The following is a 16,878-nucleotide window of genomic DNA, read 5'->3' as shown; positions in this document are numbered from 1 at the left end:
CATTCCAAACAATCGGGAGTTCACGATGAAAGACGCAGATATTCAGGATCTGTCCTTTGACGATTGGGACGAACTGAAATTTCCACGCAAAACGACGCAAGACTTTGACGAGGTTGTCGAACGCGCCATTTCGCGCCGCGGTTTCCTTGGTGGCGTGCTGGCCTTCGGGTCGGGGGCCGCGGTCATGGGCACCGGTATGCTCAAAGGCACGACAGCGATGGCCGCGCAGGCCTCGCGCTTTGCATTCGAACAACTGGCCCCACAAACCGACGGCACCGTACACGTGCCCGAAGGGTATGCGTGGGACGTTCTGGTGCGCTGGGGTGATCCGCTCTTTTCGGACGCGCCCGCATTTGATGCGGCCACCGGCATCCCGACCGAAGGGTCCGACCGCGTGTTCGGCGAAAACACCGACGGGATGGAGCTGTTTCACAAAGGCGACACCGAACTTCTGGTCGTCAACAGCGAATACGTGAACACCAAGGTGAACCTGCCGGTCGAGCAGGAGGGTAGCCCGGTCTCCGCAGACGACATCGTGCGCCTGCAGAACTTCCAGGGCGTCAGCGTCATGGAAGTGGCCGAGGGCGCAGACGGTTGGCAAGTCGTGGTCGACAGCCCCTACAACCGCCGCATTCACCACCGCACGCCCATGGTCATCGACGGCCCCGCTGCCGGGCATGACCTGCTGAAAACCGAAGACGATCCGACAGGCACCGCCTCGCTCGGCACGTTCAACAATTGCGGATCGGGCCGCACGCCCTGGGGCACCTACCTGACCTGCGAAGAGAACTTCAACGGCTACTTCGGCACGACCGAAGATCTGGTGCTCGACGATGTGCACGCCGCAGGTTTCCAGCGCTACGGCGTCAGCACGGATGTGGAACCGGGCCGCTACAACTACCATGGCTATGACGCGCGGTTTGACATTTCGAAACACCCGAACGAACCGCACCGGGCAGGCTACATCGTGGAAATCGACCCATGGAACCCCGATGCGACCCCGGTCAAACACACCGCTCTGGGCCGGTTCAAGCACGAGAATGCCGCCTATGCGCTGGCCCCTGATGGTCGCGTCGTTGTCTACATGGGCGACGATGAGCGTGGCGAATACATGTACAAGTGGGTCAGCCGTGACATCTATGTGCCCGGTGGCGACACCTCGACCCTGCTCAGCGAGGGTCGGTTGCACGTGGCCAAGTTCAACGACGACGGTACCGGCATCTGGCTGGCTCTGACGCCCGAAGACACCGGTATGTCCGAGGCTGAAATCGCCGTCTTCACCCGCATGGCAGGCACCGCTGTCCGCGCGACCACCATGGACCGCCCGGAATGGATCGCCGTACACCCCCACGCGGTCGAGGCCTATTGCTGCCTGACCAACAACTCGCGCCGCGGTGCCTTGGACGACAACGGCAACGTGGTGACCAACGCGGCGGGCGAGCCCATGGTGCCCAACGCTCCCAACCCGCGCGAGATCAACCGCTACGGCCAGATCGTACGCTGGCGTCCGCACAATGACGACCACGGGGCCTCGACCTTCGACTGGGATCTCTACGTGATGGCGGGCAACCCCACCGTACACGCCGATGGCCCCTTTGCCGGGTCGGCCAACATCAACGCGGGCAACCTGTTCAACTCGCCCGACGGGATGCAGATCGACACATCGGGCCTGATCTGGATCCAGACCGATGGTGACGATGACAACGCGGGCGACTTTGCCGGCATGGGCAACAACCAGATGCTGGCGGGCGACCCGATGACGGGTGAAATCCGCCGCTTCCTGACGGGTCCCAAAGGGTCCGAGGTGACGGGTCTGACCTGGTCTGCGGATCGGCGCACGATGTTCGTGGGCATCCAGCACCCCAGCGCGCCTTTCCCGGATGGCGAAGGGTCCTTGCCTCGCTCGGCCATCGTTGTGGTCAAGCGCGACGACAACGCCTTGGTCGGCTGACATACGGCCTCTTGAGGCGGGGTGCTGTGTTGCGGCACCCTCAATGGCGCGCATTTCCTAATGCGCGCCAACCGCATTTAGGGAATTCTTCAGACGTTTCGGACTAAACACCGCCCATCGAGTTTGGATGATGGACGATGCGTGTGTTTGTGATGATGGCTATGCTGGGACTGGCTGCCCCGCTGGTCGGTTTGACGTTCCAGCCAGCCCAACAATCAGATCTGCGGCTCGTCTTCCTGGCGCCGTGGCAGGATGCCGAAGCGCTGGCGCAATCCGCCGGCGGCACGCTGGTTGGTCCGCAGCGGGCAACCTTTGCCGCGCTCGTACAAACGGATGATCCTGCGCGTTTCGACGACCTCGCAATGGACTTCGGCGCATTCGGCGTCAGGGACGGTGCCGCGATCGCTGCCTTGTGCGGGGTTGTGCTATGATCGTCGACATCTCGAAATCATTGGAAAAATCGCGTCGTCTGGCTGCCTATTGGATCCTTGTCGGCTGTGCCGTGCTTGGCATCCTCATCGGCATCGCGGGGCTTTTCCTGCCGGTCTCCTCGGTCTGGCCCGGTATGATCTGCCTGAGCGCCGTGGCCTTCGGTTTCTGGTCATTCAGGCGTCGACACCGGCACTATTGCATTATCGTGGGCCAAACGGCGATGGCACAGTCCATCGGCCTGGTGGCCGCCCTCGGCGGAACGGGGTGGCAGATTGACGGGCACATGCTGTTCTACGCCGCTCTCGCGACACTGGTCGGGCTGGTACACGTGCCGACCATCATGTTGGCCGCGGCAACGACGGTGTTGCACCACCTGTCGCTTGGCCTCGTGCTGCCACACCTCGTCTTTCCAAGCGTGAGCCTTCTTGAAAACGTCGAACGCGCGCTGTTTCACGGCGCCATTGTCGGCATCGAAGTGCTCGTTCTCACGCTGATCGTGCAAAAACGGCTGGACATGACGCGCGAGGTGCACGCGGCATTCAGAGACGCCGACGTTGCATTTGCTGCGGCGGAACAGGCCAAGCAGCTGGCAGAGGCTGCCCAACACCGGGCGGAGGCTGAGGCCAAGCGCGCCCACACCGCCCAATCCAAGGCCGAAGACCTCGTGCGCGCACTCAAAAAGGAGAAGGCCGCGCGAGAGCAAGCCATCGCCGCCAGCCATGCTGCCGACATGCGGACGGCCCAGGCGCGGAAATCCGTGTATGACGCGCAAAACATCGTTGTTACATCACTGCGCGCGGGGCTCGAACACGTGGCGCGCGGGGACTTGTCCTACCGCATCGATGTGGCGTTTCCGCAGGAATACGAACCGCTGCGCCGCGATTTCAACCGGGCCATTTCCACGTTGGGCGATGTCCTCGGCGACGTGATGCAAGGCACGTCCGACCTCATGGAACTGGTGGCTGCCGTACAGGATTCCGCACACGATCTCGCCCGCCGGACCGAGGCGCAGGTGGCATCATTGGAAGTCACCAGCCACGCCGTCGACACGCTGCATGGCGTCGTGCGGGCGTCGACAGACAATGCGCAGGCCACGGCAACGGTCGCCGACCGGGTGCGCAACGATGCGGTTGCGGGCGGTGACATCGTCCGCCGGGCCGTCACGGCCATGGGCGGGATCGAAACCTCGTCCCGCGAAATCGCCAAGATCAACGCGGTCATGGACGGCATTGCCTTCCAGACCAACCTGCTCGCCCTGAACGCAGGCGTCGAAGCCGCGCGCGCGGGCGAAGCGGGGCGCGGCTTTTCCGTCGTCGCCTCCGAAGTGCGGGCCCTGTCGCAACGGGCCACCGAAGCGGCGCGCGGCATCTCCGAACTGACAGAGAAAAGCAACGATCAGGTGCAGTCAGGCGTGGCGCTGGTCACGCAGGCCGGTGACGCGCTGCAGGACATCGTCCAATCCGTCTCGGCCATGACCGGGTCGGTGCAGAAGATCGCCGATGCAACGCAGGCCCAATCGGATCAGCTCAGTGAAGTGAACGTATCGGTGGCCGAGATCGACACCGTGGCCCAGGGCAACGCCACCATGTTCGAGCGCACAAATGTCACCTGCGCTTCGTTGACCGAGGGGATGGAGCAGATGATCGACAGGCTTGCGCAATTCAAGCTGTCGCGCCGGACGCTCGGTACCGATGATCTGCCGCAGGTTCAAACGCGGGCAGCAGGATAGGGGTGCGCGGCCACGTTGCCCCGACCCACAAACAAAAACCCCGCAGCTGGGCGGCTACGGGGTCCTTGAATTCATCGGCATTCACGTAAGGCTCAAAGAAGCCCTTCGCGTTGCGCTTTTTTCCGAGCCAGCTTACGGGCCCGGCGGATCGCTTCAGCTTTCTCGCGCGCTTTTTTCTCGGACGGTTTCTCGAAATGCTGCTTCAGCTTCATTTCACGGAACACGCCTTCGCGCTGCAGCTTCTTTTTCAGGGCACGAAGCGCCTGATCGACATTGTTGTCGCGAACACTAACCTGCATGTGGTTGTCACCACCTTTCTAGATAAGAGTTGCAAGGATTTGCAGGAGGCCGCCGTATAGCAAGGCCCCCCGCCTTTGTCCAGTGCTCCGCCGGGTCCGAAAGTTCAGCCTAGAACAGGAAGTCGTCCGCCTGGAAATCCGCGATGTCCGTGCGCATGATGATCATCGTGTTGCCGTTCAGATCGTCAATGACGGCATGGCGTCCCGACTGCGTGAGATGACCGCCCGACATCAGATCCTGGAACGATGTGATGCTGGCCACGTGTCGCAGATCGATGGTCTCATCCGATTGCGAAATGTCGAAATCGGTCACGATGTCCCGACCCTCGGAGAACAGGAAGATATCGTTTCCGCCACCGCCGGTGAGCGTGTCGTTGCCCGCGCCGCCGTCCATACGATCCCGGCCGTTGCCGCCGATCAAGCGGTCGTTTCCGCCCTCGCCATCAAGCCGGTTGCGTCCGCCACCGCCGGCGTCAAGCGTGTCATTTCCGCTTCCGCCGTATACGCTGTCGTTGCCTTCATTGCCGGTCAGCATGTCGTTGCCTGACGCGCCAATGACAACGTCGTTGCCGTCACCGCCCTTGACGCGGTCATCGCCGCCGCCGCCGCTCAGCCTGTCGTTCCCGGCATCGCCGCCGACAAAGTCATTGCCGGAATCACCGCGAACGACATCGTTGCCCGCGCCACCAAACAAGCGGTCCGCACCGCCGCTTCCATCCAATGTGTCGTTGCCGGCCAGGCCGTCCAGCCGGTCACTGCCGTTGCCGCCCAACAGAACATCGTTGCCATTGGTCGCTCCGGGCTCCGGGTCCGGTGTGTTCGAATCCTCGATATCCAGTTGCACCGGCGCGGACGTGCTGGCGAATTTCTGCGTCACGTAAACGGCATCAAAGCCGCGATTGTCCCCGACCTCGATCCCGATCCCGATAAGGTCGAAGTCCGGGTTCAGGATGTTGGCCCGGTGGCCGGGGCTGTTCATCAGGGATTGGTGCAGATCCTCGACATCATCCGCAATGCCGGGTTCTCCGCGCTCGGATTGGTAGGCAATGTTTTCGCCCCATGTCCAATTGCCGGAAAAGACAAAGCCCGCATCCCGCATCCGATCTCCGGGATCGGAGTTGCCGACGCCGGTGTGGCTGAAATTGAGTGTGTCATCCATCCAGACACTGTGATCCTCGCTTGCATCGTTCAAGCGCAGCTCCAGCGTCAAAGGGTCAAGACCACGTGACGTGCGTTCTTCGTTGATGAGATCGAGCATCAGACGCTCGAATTCGCTGGCAACAGACATCTCGTATCCTTTTCGATTTTTCGCGTTGCGGCACTCTCTGTCCGACGGCGCAGCACGGTCGGCAAGAAGTGACTGTGTGGGCAGCCATTCAAGCGAAAGGGCGCAGAAAATCGGGTATTTATGTGGCGGGAACTCGCTGTGATAAACGCCTCAAAGCGGCGTCGGCTGTTGTCTGCCCTCGCGCGCCCGGCGGCGCAGCGGAGCGCAGCCGTTTTGCGCGGCGAAGGGACGCGCCGGTCGGCAGAACCTTGTCGCCACATCGGTTCGGCCCTACCGTTGGCGTATGGAAAACGCCGTAAACGATACCAAAGACCGTCTTCTGGATGCAGCCCTCATGCACGTTCCGTTCGATGGCTGGTCTGAAACCACGCTCAAGGCCGCAGCGGCTGATGCAGATATCGACATGGCAATGGTGCGCGCCGTCTGCCCGCGCGGTGCTGTCGATCTGGCGCGGGCCTATCATGACCGGGGTGATGCGCAAATGGTGGCCCGTCTGCAGTCAGAAATCCTGCCGGATCGCTTCCGCGACAAAATCGCATCCGCGGTGCGTTTTCGGATCGAAGCAGTGACGGACAAGGAAGCGGTGCGCCGTGGGACCACTCTGTTTGCGTTGCCAATGTATGCAGGGGACGGGGCGAAGGCGATTTGGGGCACGGCCGACAAGATCTGGACTGCCCTTGGCGACACGTCTGACGATGTGAACTGGTATACCAAGCGCGCCACGCTCTCCGGCGTCTATTCGGCGACATTGCTCTACTGGTTGGGTGATGACAGCACCGACAATCAGGCAACATGGGCCTTTCTGGACCGCCGGATTGACGACGTCATGCAGATCGAAAAGGTAAAGGCCCAGGTGCGGGACAACAAGCTCTTGTCCACCCTTTTCGCAGGCCCGAACTGGGTGCTTGGTCAGGTCAAGGCGCCCCCAGCCACCCCACGCACCGACATGCCCGGTTCCTGGTCATCCGCGCGGGATTGACCAGGCGACAATCGCTGCAATCTGGACGCCGACGACCAGCACGTTCGTCAACACAACAGGGCTGGCCAGCCCCACCGTCGCCACGGTGGCGAGCTTGTAGATGATCTGCACCCCGAACAGGGCGAATGTCATCGGAACAGCCCAATCGTGCCCACCGACATGCAGCCCGATCAGGACAACGCTCAGCGTTGCAATGCCGAAATAGACGCAGGTCAGGATGCGCCGCGCATCCGTGTCCGGGCCAAATGCGACATCCATCCCGCCGGTGGCCAGGCCGAAGATGACCGGCAAGAGTATCGCGATGTTCAAACAGAGTGCAGCAATCAGCATACGGGTTCCTTTCCCCCTGACCACCAATGTACGGTGCGCAAAAGGAAAGGGATCAGAATGGGTCAGGACATGCGCGCCGTCGAAATCAATGCCCCGGGCGGGCCGGAAGTCTTGCAGCCGGTCTCGCGTCCGCGCCCGCAGGCGGGGCATTGGCAGGTTGTGATTAAGGTGGCCTGGGCCGGGGTGAACCGCCCCGATGCGTTGCAGCGGGCCGGGCTCTACAATCCGCCCCCAGGCGCCAGTGATCTGCCGGGCCTAGAAGCGTCCGGAACCGTGGTCGAGGTTGGTCCCGGTGTCAGCGATTGGGCCGTGGGCGATCAGGTCTGTGCGCTTCTGCCCGGCGGCGGTTATGCCGAGTACGTGGCAACACCTGCTGCGCATTGCCTGCCCGTGCCGGATGGCATGGGGCTCAAGCAAGCAGCGTGTTTGCCCGAGACGTTCTTTACCGTCTGGTCCAACGTGTTCCAGCGCGGCGGGCTGAAGGGCGGCGAGCGGTTCCTCGTCCATGGCGGCTCCTCCGGCATCGGCACGACAGCCATCCAACTCGCCCATCACTTCGGCGCGCGTGTCTTTGCCACCGCCGGATCGGACGACAAATGCGCCGCCTGCCGCGATCTGGGGGCAGAGGTTGCCATCAACTACCGCGATAAGGATTTTGTGGAGGTGCTGAAAGAACAAGGCGGCGCCAACCTGATCCTGTGCATGGTGGGTGGCCCCTATATCCGCCGCAACCTGTCGGCTCTGGCCGATGATGGGCGTCTCGTCCAGATTGCCTTCCTTCAGGGACCGAAAGCCGAGGTGAATTTCGCCCCCTTGATGATGCGCCGCCTGACAATGACAGGCAGTACGTTGCGCCCGCAAAGCGATCTGGCCAAGGCGCAGATCGCCCGAGACTTGCGCGAAGCCGTATGGCCCCTGCTGTCGGCGGGACGTATCGGTCCCGTGATGGACTCCGAGTTTCCGCTGAACGATGCAGCCGCTGCTCATGCCCGTATGGAAAGCTCGGGCCATATCGGCAAGATCGTTCTGGAGGTCGCAGGCGGCTAGACGTAACCCAAAGGCCGCTTGGCAGCGACACCATTCTTCAGGGGGCGCTGCCCCCATCGCTGACGCGATTCCCCCGTGGTATTTTCAGTCAGAAGAAACGGAATATTAAGGTTAACGCGCTTTCTTGATCAAACGGTACAGGCTGTGGAGCCGATGGCCGTGTCAGGAGAAGCGTTGGCTTCCCTCCTTCGCCCGCGGTGCTCACATTGGATGAGTGGCGCGGGCGTTTTCGTTTCTTCTGACTGAAAATACCACCGCCGGAGGCTCCGCCGTCAGCAAAACGCGCAACGCAGACCGTGTTACGCGTACGTCCCCATCCGTGCCCTTGAACCGCCGTGCGAATCGAGACATATATGTCTCATGCGAGACACTAATGTATCAACCGAAGCTCATATCCTCGAAGCTGCCTTTGCCGTGTTCAGCCAGAACCCCGGCGCCTCTCTTGCCGATGTGGCCAAGCACGCGGGCGTTGGCAGAGCGACTTTGCATCGCCATTTTTCCGGTCGCGATGACCTGATCGTGGCGCTGACCCTGACGGCGGCGCGCGAGTTGGACGAAGCCGTCGAAGAGGCGACGAAAGACTGCCAGACCTACACGCAAGCGCTCGAGGTCGCCCTCGGCGCCATCCTCCCCCTTGCGGCCCGGCACATGTTCCTCGCCACCGAACCGGCCGACAATGATCCCCGCGTGGCCGAGGTCTACGCTTCCCAGACCCGGGATCTGGCTCATGACATCGACATGGCAAAGGCCGAAGGCGGCTTTGACCCGCACATCCCCACCGAATGGATCGTGCAGGCCTATGAAAACCTGATCTATGCCGGTTGGGCCATGGTGGCCGCCGGTGATGCCACCCCCAAACAGGCCGCTGCACTGGCCTGGCGTACCCTCACACAAGGAACCGCAAAATGACGCTCGAACAGCTCGAAATCTTGGGCACCCGCATCGACGAGGTTTTCCTCCTAATCGGCGCCGCCATCCTGGTCATCGAACTGGCCGAAGTGCTGTTCAAGGGCAGTCACAAGGGCCGCACGATTGCCGAAATGCTGGTCAGCGCCAGCACGCAGATCCCGTCCATCGCGGTGCAGGTCTTCATCCTGACCGGCGCCTACATCATCTACTACATCCTCGCCGAAGTGGCGCAGCCCTGGCAGATCCCGCTCACATGGTGGGGCATTGCGCTCGCCGTCATCGCCGCCGATTTCACGTATTACTGGGAACACCGCATCGCCCATCAGGTGCGCCTGCTCTGGACGCAGCACGCCGTCCACCACTCCTCGCGCGATTACAACATCATCACCGGCATCCGCTTCGGCCCGCTCGAAGGGGTTTGGAACCTGATCATGCACATCCCCTTGGTCTTCCTTGGTTTTTCGCCCGAGATGATCTTTTTCGGCATCATCGTCGTGCTGGCCTACCAGACATGGATCCACACCGAGGTGATCGGCAAGCTCGGTTGGTTCGACAAGGTCATGAACAGCCCCGCCAACCACCGCGTCCACCACGGCTGCGACGACAAGTATATCGACATGAATTACGGCGGGATCACCGTCATCTGGGACCAGCTTCTCGGCACTTACCAGGCGGAAGAGGAAACGCCCCGCTACGGCCTGAAACGCGACTTCGACAGCCGCAACCCGATCAAGGTTTGGTTCTCCGAACTCCCCGGCCTCTGGCACGACGTGACGCGCGCCCGCAGCTTCGGCGAAGCATGGCGCTACATGATGCGCCCGCCCGGTTGGAAGCCCTCAGCGGACCGGGGTGAATAGCGCGTCCTTCGCCGTGCAGTCCCGCACCACGTCCCGCCCGCAGGGCACCGGGTCGAGGTCGCGGGACAGGCATATCCGGGCCTCCTGGATATGCCCTTGCCGACAGGTGATGGTCACACCGTCGGGCTCCATGCCCGGATTGGCCTGCAAGAACGCTTCTTCCACCACCGACGCGGGCAGCTTCACCGTCTTGTCCAGTTTGCGAAACACCTCCGGCCGGACGACGCGACCATAGGCTTCCCGCGACAGCGCGTAATAGGCGGGTGCGGACAGGCCGGAACAGACCCCGTGCTTTTTCCATTGGTGCCACGCGAGGCCGGATGTCCCCATGATGTCGGCCATGTCCCGCGTCATGGCGCGCGAGGGCTGGCGTTCGGCGGTCTGGCAATACTCAGGCCAGCCGCGATGATATTGCGGCCACAGACCATGCAGGATCCACCCGTGGTCATGCCGCGCATCGCACTGGTCCGATCCGCGCGCGTCCCCTTCATAGGCGCACCAGTTCGGCGACCAGCTCAAGGACAGCACGTAGTAGTCGAATTCGCCCGACCGATCCTGCGCCCAGGCCGCGCCTGCCATCACCAGCCACATCAAAACAACACGCATCAGGCTTTCCTTTTCCGTTCCGCCCGACTATATCGACCCGAAGTTCCCCGACAACGGAAACCCGCCTTGACCTCCAAGGCAGCCTATTTCAGGCGACGGGACAGTTATGCATAGGAGCATGTGACAATGGCAAAACCGATCATGGCCAAGGCCACCGCCGTTTGGCTGGTGGACAACACGACGATCAGCTTCAAGCAGATCGCGGACTTTGTTGGCATGCACGAGTTGGAAGTGCAGGGCATCGCCGATGGCGACGTGGCCGCAGGGGTCAAAGGCTTTGATCCCATTGCAAACAACCAGCTCACACAGGAAGAAATCGATGCAGCCGAAGCAAGCCCGCTGCACAAGCTGAAGCTCAAGTTCAACGCCGCCGCCGTAGGCGAGGAAAAGCGTCGCGGTCCCCGCTACACGCCCCTGTCCAAGCGTCAGGACCGTCCCGCGGCCATCTACTGGCTGGTGAAATTCCACCCCGAACTGACCGACGGCCAGATCTCGAAACTGGTGGGCACCACCAAGCCGACGATCCAGTCGATTCGCGAACGCACGCACTGGAACATCGCCAACATCCAACCCGTCGACCCGGTCGCACTGGGCCTGACCAAGCAGTCCGAACTCGACGCCGCCGTGCAAAAGGCCGCTGCCAAGAAGGCTGCCGAAGGCTCCGTCATGTCCGACGACGAACGCCGCAAGCTGGTCAGCACCGAACAATCGCTGGGTATGGAAGCCGAGCCCAAGATCCCAACGGCCATCGAAGGGCTCGAGACCTTCTCGCTCGCCGATGATGACGAAGATGACAAGGAAGACGAAAGCACCCTCGTGGACGCCGACAGCTTCTTCAACCTGCCCAAGGGCGGTGGCGACGACGAAGACGAACAGCCATAAGGTCGGGAACTTTTACCCGCCTTGCCGCGTTGCAGCGTCATGGATGCTAAAAACACGAACATCCCCGAATTGCCGCCTTGCCCAAAGGCGGCAATTTTTTTGGACTTTGACGGCACGCTCGTCGACATTGCTCCCACGCCGGATGGCATCTACATCCCCGACGCGCTGCCTGCGCTGCTGAACGACTTACAGGACCGAGCAGGCGGCGCGCTGGTCCTGATCTCGGGCCGGGCCGCAGGGGACCTTGCGAACTGGCTGCCCGACTACACGGGCCTCATTGTCGGCGGACATGGCGCGGAGTGGCGCCGCGACGGGAAACTGACGCCCCGCGTGGATCTCTCCCCAGACAGCCTCGACATGCTGCGCGATGCAGCCAGCGCGTTTGCTGGTGCCCAGCCGCCCATCCTGCTCGAAGAAAAACCGACGGGCATCGTCCTGCACTACCGCGCCCAACCCGACCTGCAGCACACCGTCGAAACCTTCACCGCACGTCTCAGCCAGACGCATAGCGACTTCGAAGCGCACCCGGCCAAAATGGCAGTCGAGATGCGCCCGCGCGGCGTCGGCAAAGACCTCGCCATGGCCGAAATCATGGCGTTCGACCTCTTTTCCGGGCGCACCCCCGTGATGATCGGCGACGACACCACGGACGAGCCGGCAATGGAATGGGCCCAAAAACAAGGCGGCCTCGGGATCAAGGTTGGACCCGGCGACACCAAGGCGCGGCATCGCTTGCCTGACACACAAGCCGTGCATACCCTTCTCAAACACTGGGCCTGAGGCCCAAGGAGACAAATACGTGACTGCCCGCCTGATTGTCGTCTCAAACCGCATCCCGACAGAGGCGGAGCCATCCGGTGGGCTCGTCGTGGCCCTCCACGACTGCCTGACAGCCGAAGGTGGCGTGTGGATCGGCACCAGTGGCACGCCGGTCGCACACCCGAAACCCGAACTGCGCCAGATCGCCCAAGGCGCCTATACGCGCATGGTCTTCGACATCTCCGAAAACGAGCACGAAGGGTACTATCTCGGCTACTCCAACTCGGTACTCTGGCCGCTGTTCCACCGACGCGCCGACCTCATGCACGTGCAGCCCGAATATGCCGACCACTACATGGCCGTGAACATGCGGCTCGCCGACATGCTGGCCGATTTCGCCCAGCCTGATGATCTGCTCTGGATCCACGACTACCACTTCCTGCCGCTGGCTGCCCTCCTGCGGGACCGGGGCGTCACCTGCCGCATCGGCTTCTTCCTGCACATCCCGTTCCCCGTGGTCTCCGACATCCTCGCCCTGCCACAAGCCAACGAGCTCAAGGATTGGGTGGCCGCCTACGACGTCTTCGGCGTACAGACCGAGGGCGACGTGGCCCGCGTCATGGCCCACTACCGCGACGACCCCGACGCCATCTTCGACACGCAGGGGCGCATGGTGTCGCTGGATGACGGTGCGGCCCCGCGCCACTTCCCCATCGGGATCGACGCACAGGATTTCGCCGCGCTCGCCCTTTCACAGGCCGACGCCGTCCCGCTCGCCATGACGCTCGGGCAGAAACTCGTGCTCGGGGTTGACCGGCTCGACTACTCCAAGGGCCTCGTTCACCGGTTCGACGGCTTCGCCGCCTATCTCGAAACACGCACACCCGACACGCCCAAGGCGACGCTGCTGCAAATCGCACCCCCCTCGCGCGAGGATGTGGATGCCTACAAGGATATCCGAACCGAGCTGGAACAGGCGGCCGGCATGATCAACGGCGCTCATGCAGAACTCGACTGGACCCCGATCCGCTACATCCGCCGCAACGTCGAACGCGACACGCTCGCCGGTGTCTATCGCCGCGCCGATGTGGCGATGGTCACGCCGCTGGCGGACGGGATGAACCTCGTGGCCAAGGAATTCGTCGCGGCCCAGGACCCTGACGACCCCGGCGTCCTGATCCTGTCCCACTTCGCAGGCGCGGCCGAACAACTCACCGACGCGCTCATGGTCAACCCCTACGACGCGGCAGAGGTGGGCGAGGCGGTACAAACCGCCCTCACCATGCCGCTGGCCGAACGCAAGGCGCGACACGCGCGCCTGTTCAAAAACGTGATGACCGAAGACATCGCATGGTGGACCCGCCGCTACCTTGCGGCCCTGCGCGGCACGGGTTGACGACGGCCTTCCCCTTCCCGCGCGCCAGCCGTAGGGTGGCCGTGATCCAAGCTGAGGGACCGTCCGATGAACCAATACGCTGCCATGTCCACCGCCCCGACCAAACCGATCATCTGCGACCTGCGCAGCGACACGGTCACGCGCCCCGATGCCGCGATGCGCAAGGCCATGGCCGATGCAGAGGTGGGCGACGACGTCTTTGGCGACGACCCCACTGTCAACCGGCTCGAAGCGACGCTCGCCGAACGGCTGGGCAAGGACGCGGGCCTGTTCCTCGCCTCTGGCACACAAAGCAACTTCGTGGGCCTTCTGGCCCATTGCGCACGGGGCGAAGAGATCATCACAGGCCGCCCTTACCACATCCACAAATACGAGGCCAAAGGCGCCTCCGTCCTCGGCGGCATCGCCTTCGAACCACTTGATCCAGCCCCCGACGGAGCGCTTGAAGCGGGCGCGATCGCGGCAGCGGTCAAGGAGGACGATCCGCACATGCCCATGACCCGGCTTCTCGGCCTCGAAAACACCCACAACGGCATCGCCATCCCGCTCACCCGCCTGGGCGAAGCGGTGCAGGCGGGCCGCGACGCGGGCCTCGCCGTCCACCTCGATGGCGCGCGCTACTTCAACGCCATCGCGGCACTGAACTGCCCCGAACAGGCACTGGCCGACATGTTCGACAGCGTCTCGATCTGTCTGTCGAAAGGGCTCGGCGCCCCCATCGGCTCGGTCCTCCTCGGCCCTGCGGACCTCGTCGCCCGTGCCCGGCGTTGGCGCAAGATGCTCGGCGGCGGGATGCGGCAGGCGGGTGTGTTGGCGGCGGCCGGTTTGCACGCGCTCGACCACAACACCGCGCGCCTGACCGAAGACCACGCCCGCGCCGCAACCCTTGCCGACGCCTTGCGCCCCTTCTGCGATGTGCAGCAGGCGACCAACATGATCTTCTTCACCCCGCCCGGCGGCGTGACCGAGGCGCTGCCGCAGCACATGGCCACCCATGGCGTGCAACTGACCGGGTCCACGGGGACGACGCGGCTTGTGCTGCACAAGGATGTCACGGACGAGGCGCTGCAAGCCGCCATCACCGGTTTCCGCAGCTTTTTCGGGGGTTAGGGGCGCGAACCTTACCCAAGAGTTAAAGCGCCCGCACAAACCTTAACACCGGATATTCGTTAACCGAATATGACCAGCGTTGGGCCAAGCAAAATGCGCAGTTTCGGGGTCAAAATATGCAGTTTGTGCAAAACCCCCGGATTTCGGTCTGTTTTGGCCGGGGCAAAACACGCAGTTTTTCCCCAAAAATGTGCAGTTTGAAAAAGTTAAGCCACCGCACTTCGACTTAACACATCACAGCGCCTTCCGGGCCCGCAGCGCCGCCGTGATTGTCCCGTCATCCAGATAATCCAGCTCACCGCCGATCGGGACGCCCTGCGCAAGCGAAGTCAGCTTGACCTGCCCCTCAAGCTGATCGGCGATGTAGTGCGCCGTCGTCTGCCCGTCGATCGTTGCATTCAGGGCCAGGATCACCTCGCTGATATTCTCGGTCTGCACCCGGTCAATCAGACGCGGAATCCGCAGCTCTTCCGGCCCGATGGCATCCAGCGCCGACAGTGTTCCACCCAGTACATGATAGCGTCCCTTGAACACGCCCGCGCGCTCCATTGCCCACAGATCGGCGACGTCCTCGACCACGCAAAGCTCTGAATTCGCACGTTTTTCCGAGGTGCAGATGTCACAGATATCACTCGTGCCCACATTGCCGCAGTTCAGGCACTCCCGCGCCGTCACGGCCACGGTCTGCATAAGATCGGCCAAGGGCGTCAGCAGAAGCGCGCGCTTGCGGATCAGGTGCAGCACGGCCCGCCGGGCCGAGCGTGGCCCAAGCCCCGGCAGCTTCGCCATCATCTCGATCAGGTTGTCTATGTCGCGCGTGCTGCTCATCGCACTGATCCTATTGCGCTTTTTGCAGAACAAAAAGGGTCTGTTTCGGTTCACCACTTCTCAATCCCGCGGGAATACGGTGCGAGCAATCCGCGATGAATCACAGGTTTTCGATGCGCGTTCGAATTTTTTCTACTTCATTGTTTTTCGGCATTTTTCTATGGCCGACACTAGTGCAGGCCTGCGTGTATCCAGGTGGTTTGCGCGCGGCAAACACGACGTTGCTGGCCGTGTTGAATGGGGGTGGCGATGTTTCCATCCACGACCGCCATGCACTGCGCCGCAGCCTCGACCAGATGGATACGCAGGCAGTTCTCGGTATGCTTGAGGGGGACGTTCGACGCCGCGATGCACGGGCCGCAACTGCCGTCCTGACGACGGCGCAGGCGCTCGCCGACGGGCGTGGCGTGCGGGTGGACCAGGCGTTGCGCAACGACGTCAACCGCCTTGCAAAAGCTGCCGATACGGCCTGTTCCGGCAATTCAGGCGCCGCCACCTCCAGCCAAGACGCCGACAGTGCTGAACAGGGAACAGAGCGCAGCACAGGGCAGGGCGGGCGGCCTCTGACCTTTCGCGAAGGCGTGGTCAGGCTCAGCCTGACATTCACCATCTATTTGATTTTCCTTGCTTTCCTGCTTGGTATTCGCCGCCAGCTCAAGGAGCGCGCCGCACGTGAGGACCAAGCCGAAGACGCCGATCCGATCCAACGCTTCGACCAATCGGCGACCTGAGATGCCCTAGAACGGCAACTTCATTCCCGGCGGCAGGCCCAATCCTTCGGTCAGCTTGCCCATCTCTTCCTGCGCCCGTTCCTGCGCCTTGGCTTGCGCGTCCTTGATTGCGGCAAGGATCAGGTCCTCGACCACTTCCTTGTCATCGCCGTTGAAAATCGACGGATCGATGTCGAGCGCAGTCAGCTCACCCTTGGCTGTTGCTGTCGCCTTGACCAGCCCGGCCCCGCTTTCGCCGGTGACGGTGATGGTATGCAACTCGTCTTGCATCTCCGCCATCTTGGTCTGCATTTCCTGGGCTTTTTTCATCATCCCGGCCATATCGCCGAGCCCGCCAAGTCCCTTGAGCATCTAAGTCTCCGATCCATCTGCGCCGCCTGTGCGCGGCTTGGTGTACAAAACAATCCCGACACATATTGCAGCGACGGCCACGATGAACAAGGTGGGCGGGCCCACACAGCCTTCGGCCATGGCTTGAGGACGCAGGCCGGTGGGGTCAGCCATGGTGACAACGGTGATGAACACCGTCCACAAGATCACGGCGCCGAGACCGATCCACTGGTGACGAAACCGCAACGCGACGACGGACAGCAGTAGGAGCGCAATACCCGCGGGGGACAGGAAAAGGTTCATCGCCTCGCCGATCAAACCAACCGGCGCGCCGTCCCAACCGGGCCGCTCCTTGTCGCACACCTCCGCCAACGCGGAACGGGGCAACAAGATAAATACGAGGCAAATCAGAGCA

19 protein-coding genes are annotated in these 16,878 nt (G+C 62.5%); 12 read left to right on the top strand and 7 right to left on the bottom strand.

Going from position 1 to position 16,878, the window contains the following annotated elements:
- Nucleotides 1-25 precede the first annotated feature (25 nt).
- The 3 genes from KUV51_RS16710 (at nt 26) to KUV51_RS16700 (ending at nt 4,112) form a co-directional block, all read left to right on the top strand.
- Nucleotides 26-1,951, top strand: a complete 1,926-nt coding sequence (locus KUV51_RS16710; protein WP_222522586.1) for a PhoX family protein — start codon at nt 26-28, stop codon at nt 1,949-1,951.
- A gap of 137 nt (nt 1,952-2,088) precedes the next feature.
- A complete protein-coding gene (locus tag KUV51_RS16705) occupies nt 2,089-2,382 on the top strand; it encodes a hypothetical protein (RefSeq protein WP_222522585.1) in 294 nt (97 codons plus the stop codon).
- A complete protein-coding gene (locus KUV51_RS16700) occupies nt 2,379-4,112 on the top strand; it encodes a methyl-accepting chemotaxis protein (RefSeq protein WP_222522584.1) in 1,734 nt (577 codons plus the stop codon). The genes KUV51_RS16705 and KUV51_RS16700 overlap by 4 nt, the downstream gene beginning before the upstream one ends.
- 92 nt (nt 4,113-4,204) lie before the next feature.
- On the opposite strand, the gene rpsU is transcribed toward KUV51_RS16700, so the two are convergent.
- Together rpsU and KUV51_RS16690 are read right to left on the bottom strand one after the other, a co-directional pair.
- Nucleotides 4,205-4,411, bottom strand: a complete 207-nt coding sequence (gene rpsU, locus KUV51_RS16695) for a 30S ribosomal protein S21 (protein ID WP_005614280.1) — start codon at nt 4,409-4,411, stop codon at nt 4,205-4,207.
- A 109-nt stretch (nt 4,412-4,520) separates the two neighbouring features.
- Entirely contained in the window at nt 4,521-5,699 is a 1,179-nt protein-coding gene (locus tag KUV51_RS16690) for a CAP domain-containing protein (protein WP_222522583.1), read from the bottom strand.
- Between the two features lie 283 nt (nt 5,700-5,982).
- Between KUV51_RS16690 and KUV51_RS16685 the strand changes: the two genes are divergently transcribed.
- Entirely contained in the window at nt 5,983-6,678 is a 696-nt protein-coding gene (locus tag KUV51_RS16685) for a COQ9 family protein (RefSeq protein ID WP_222522582.1), read from the top strand.
- Here KUV51_RS16685 and KUV51_RS16680 read toward each other — a convergent pair.
- Nucleotides 6,661-7,008 (bottom strand): hypothetical protein, encoded by a 348-nt coding sequence (locus KUV51_RS16680; RefSeq protein WP_222522581.1) that lies wholly within the window; start codon nt 7,006-7,008, stop codon nt 6,661-6,663. The two genes, KUV51_RS16685 and KUV51_RS16680, sit on opposite strands and share 18 nt — an antisense overlap.
- A 57-nt stretch (nt 7,009-7,065) precedes the next feature.
- On the opposite strand from KUV51_RS16680, the gene KUV51_RS16675 reads away from it, so the two are divergent.
- From KUV51_RS16675 to KUV51_RS16665, 3 genes are all read left to right on the top strand, one after another.
- Nucleotides 7,066-8,055 (top strand): NAD(P)H-quinone oxidoreductase, encoded by a 990-nt coding sequence (locus KUV51_RS16675; RefSeq protein ID WP_222522580.1) that lies wholly within the window; start codon nt 7,066-7,068, stop codon nt 8,053-8,055.
- 360 nt (nt 8,056-8,415) lie between these two features.
- On the top strand, nt 8,416-8,964 hold the full coding sequence (locus KUV51_RS16670; protein ID WP_222522579.1) for a TetR/AcrR family transcriptional regulator: 549 nt from the start codon (nt 8,416-8,418) through the stop codon (nt 8,962-8,964).
- Nucleotides 8,961-9,821, top strand: a complete 861-nt coding sequence (locus tag KUV51_RS16665; RefSeq protein ID WP_222522578.1) for a sterol desaturase family protein — start codon at nt 8,961-8,963, stop codon at nt 9,819-9,821. Before KUV51_RS16670 ends, KUV51_RS16665 begins: the two co-directional genes overlap by 4 nt.
- Here KUV51_RS16665 and KUV51_RS16660 read toward each other — a convergent pair.
- The gene (locus tag KUV51_RS16660) at nt 9,801-10,427 is read right to left on the bottom strand and encodes a ribonuclease T2 family protein (protein ID WP_222522577.1); all 627 of its coding nucleotides are present in this window, start codon (nt 10,425-10,427) and stop codon (nt 9,801-9,803) included. The two genes, KUV51_RS16665 and KUV51_RS16660, sit on opposite strands and share 21 nt — an antisense overlap.
- Nucleotides 10,428-10,553: 126 nt before the next feature.
- Here KUV51_RS16660 and KUV51_RS16655 point away from each other — a divergent pair, with 126 nt between their 5' ends.
- The 4 genes from KUV51_RS16655 (at nt 10,554) to ltaE (ending at nt 14,574) form a co-directional block, all read left to right on the top strand.
- Entirely contained in the window at nt 10,554-11,309 is a 756-nt protein-coding gene (locus KUV51_RS16655) for a DUF1013 domain-containing protein (protein WP_222522576.1), read from the top strand.
- Nucleotides 11,310-11,348: 39 nt separating this feature from the next.
- Nucleotides 11,349-12,089 carry a trehalose-phosphatase gene (gene otsB, locus KUV51_RS16650; protein ID WP_261385882.1) on the top strand — a complete coding sequence of 247 codons (741 nt, stop codon included), beginning with the start codon at nt 11,349-11,351 and terminating at the stop codon, nt 12,087-12,089.
- A 19-nt stretch (nt 12,090-12,108) separates the two neighbouring features.
- Nucleotides 12,109-13,464 carry a trehalose-6-phosphate synthase gene (locus KUV51_RS16645; protein ID WP_222522574.1) on the top strand — a complete coding sequence of 452 codons (1,356 nt, stop codon included), beginning with the start codon at nt 12,109-12,111 and terminating at the stop codon, nt 13,462-13,464.
- 66 nt (nt 13,465-13,530) lie between these two features.
- Nucleotides 13,531-14,574 (top strand): low-specificity L-threonine aldolase, encoded by a 1,044-nt coding sequence (gene ltaE, locus KUV51_RS16640; RefSeq protein ID WP_222522573.1) that lies wholly within the window; start codon nt 13,531-13,533, stop codon nt 14,572-14,574.
- Nucleotides 14,575-14,808: 234 nt separating this feature from the next.
- On the opposite strand, the gene recR is transcribed toward ltaE, so the two are convergent.
- Complete coding sequence (gene recR / locus KUV51_RS16635; RefSeq protein WP_147110422.1) at nt 14,809-15,402, bottom strand: recombination mediator RecR; 594 nt, start codon at nt 15,400-15,402, stop codon at nt 14,809-14,811.
- Nucleotides 15,403-15,587: 185 nt separating this feature from the next.
- On the opposite strand from recR, the gene KUV51_RS16630 reads away from it, so the two are divergent.
- A complete protein-coding gene (locus KUV51_RS16630; RefSeq protein WP_222522572.1) occupies nt 15,588-16,133 on the top strand; it encodes a hypothetical protein in 546 nt (181 codons plus the stop codon).
- Between the two features lie 6 nt (nt 16,134-16,139).
- Here KUV51_RS16630 and KUV51_RS16625 read toward each other — a convergent pair whose 3' ends face one another.
- Complete coding sequence (locus KUV51_RS16625) at nt 16,140-16,484, bottom strand: YbaB/EbfC family nucleoid-associated protein (protein WP_039682021.1); 345 nt, start codon at nt 16,482-16,484, stop codon at nt 16,140-16,142.
- Nucleotides 16,485-16,853 (bottom strand): hypothetical protein, encoded by a 369-nt coding sequence (locus tag KUV51_RS16620; protein WP_222522571.1) that lies wholly within the window; start codon nt 16,851-16,853, stop codon nt 16,485-16,487. It abuts the gene before it with no gap.
- Between the last annotated feature and the right edge of the window lie 25 nt (nt 16,854-16,878).

The organism is Tateyamaria omphalii (genome assembly GCF_019802125.1).
GTDB classification, from domain to species: Bacteria; Pseudomonadota; Alphaproteobacteria; order Rhodobacterales; family Rhodobacteraceae; genus Tateyamaria; species Tateyamaria omphalii_B.
Note: the sequence above shows the minus strand (reverse complement) of the source record. Positions and strands in the feature narration are given on the sequence as shown.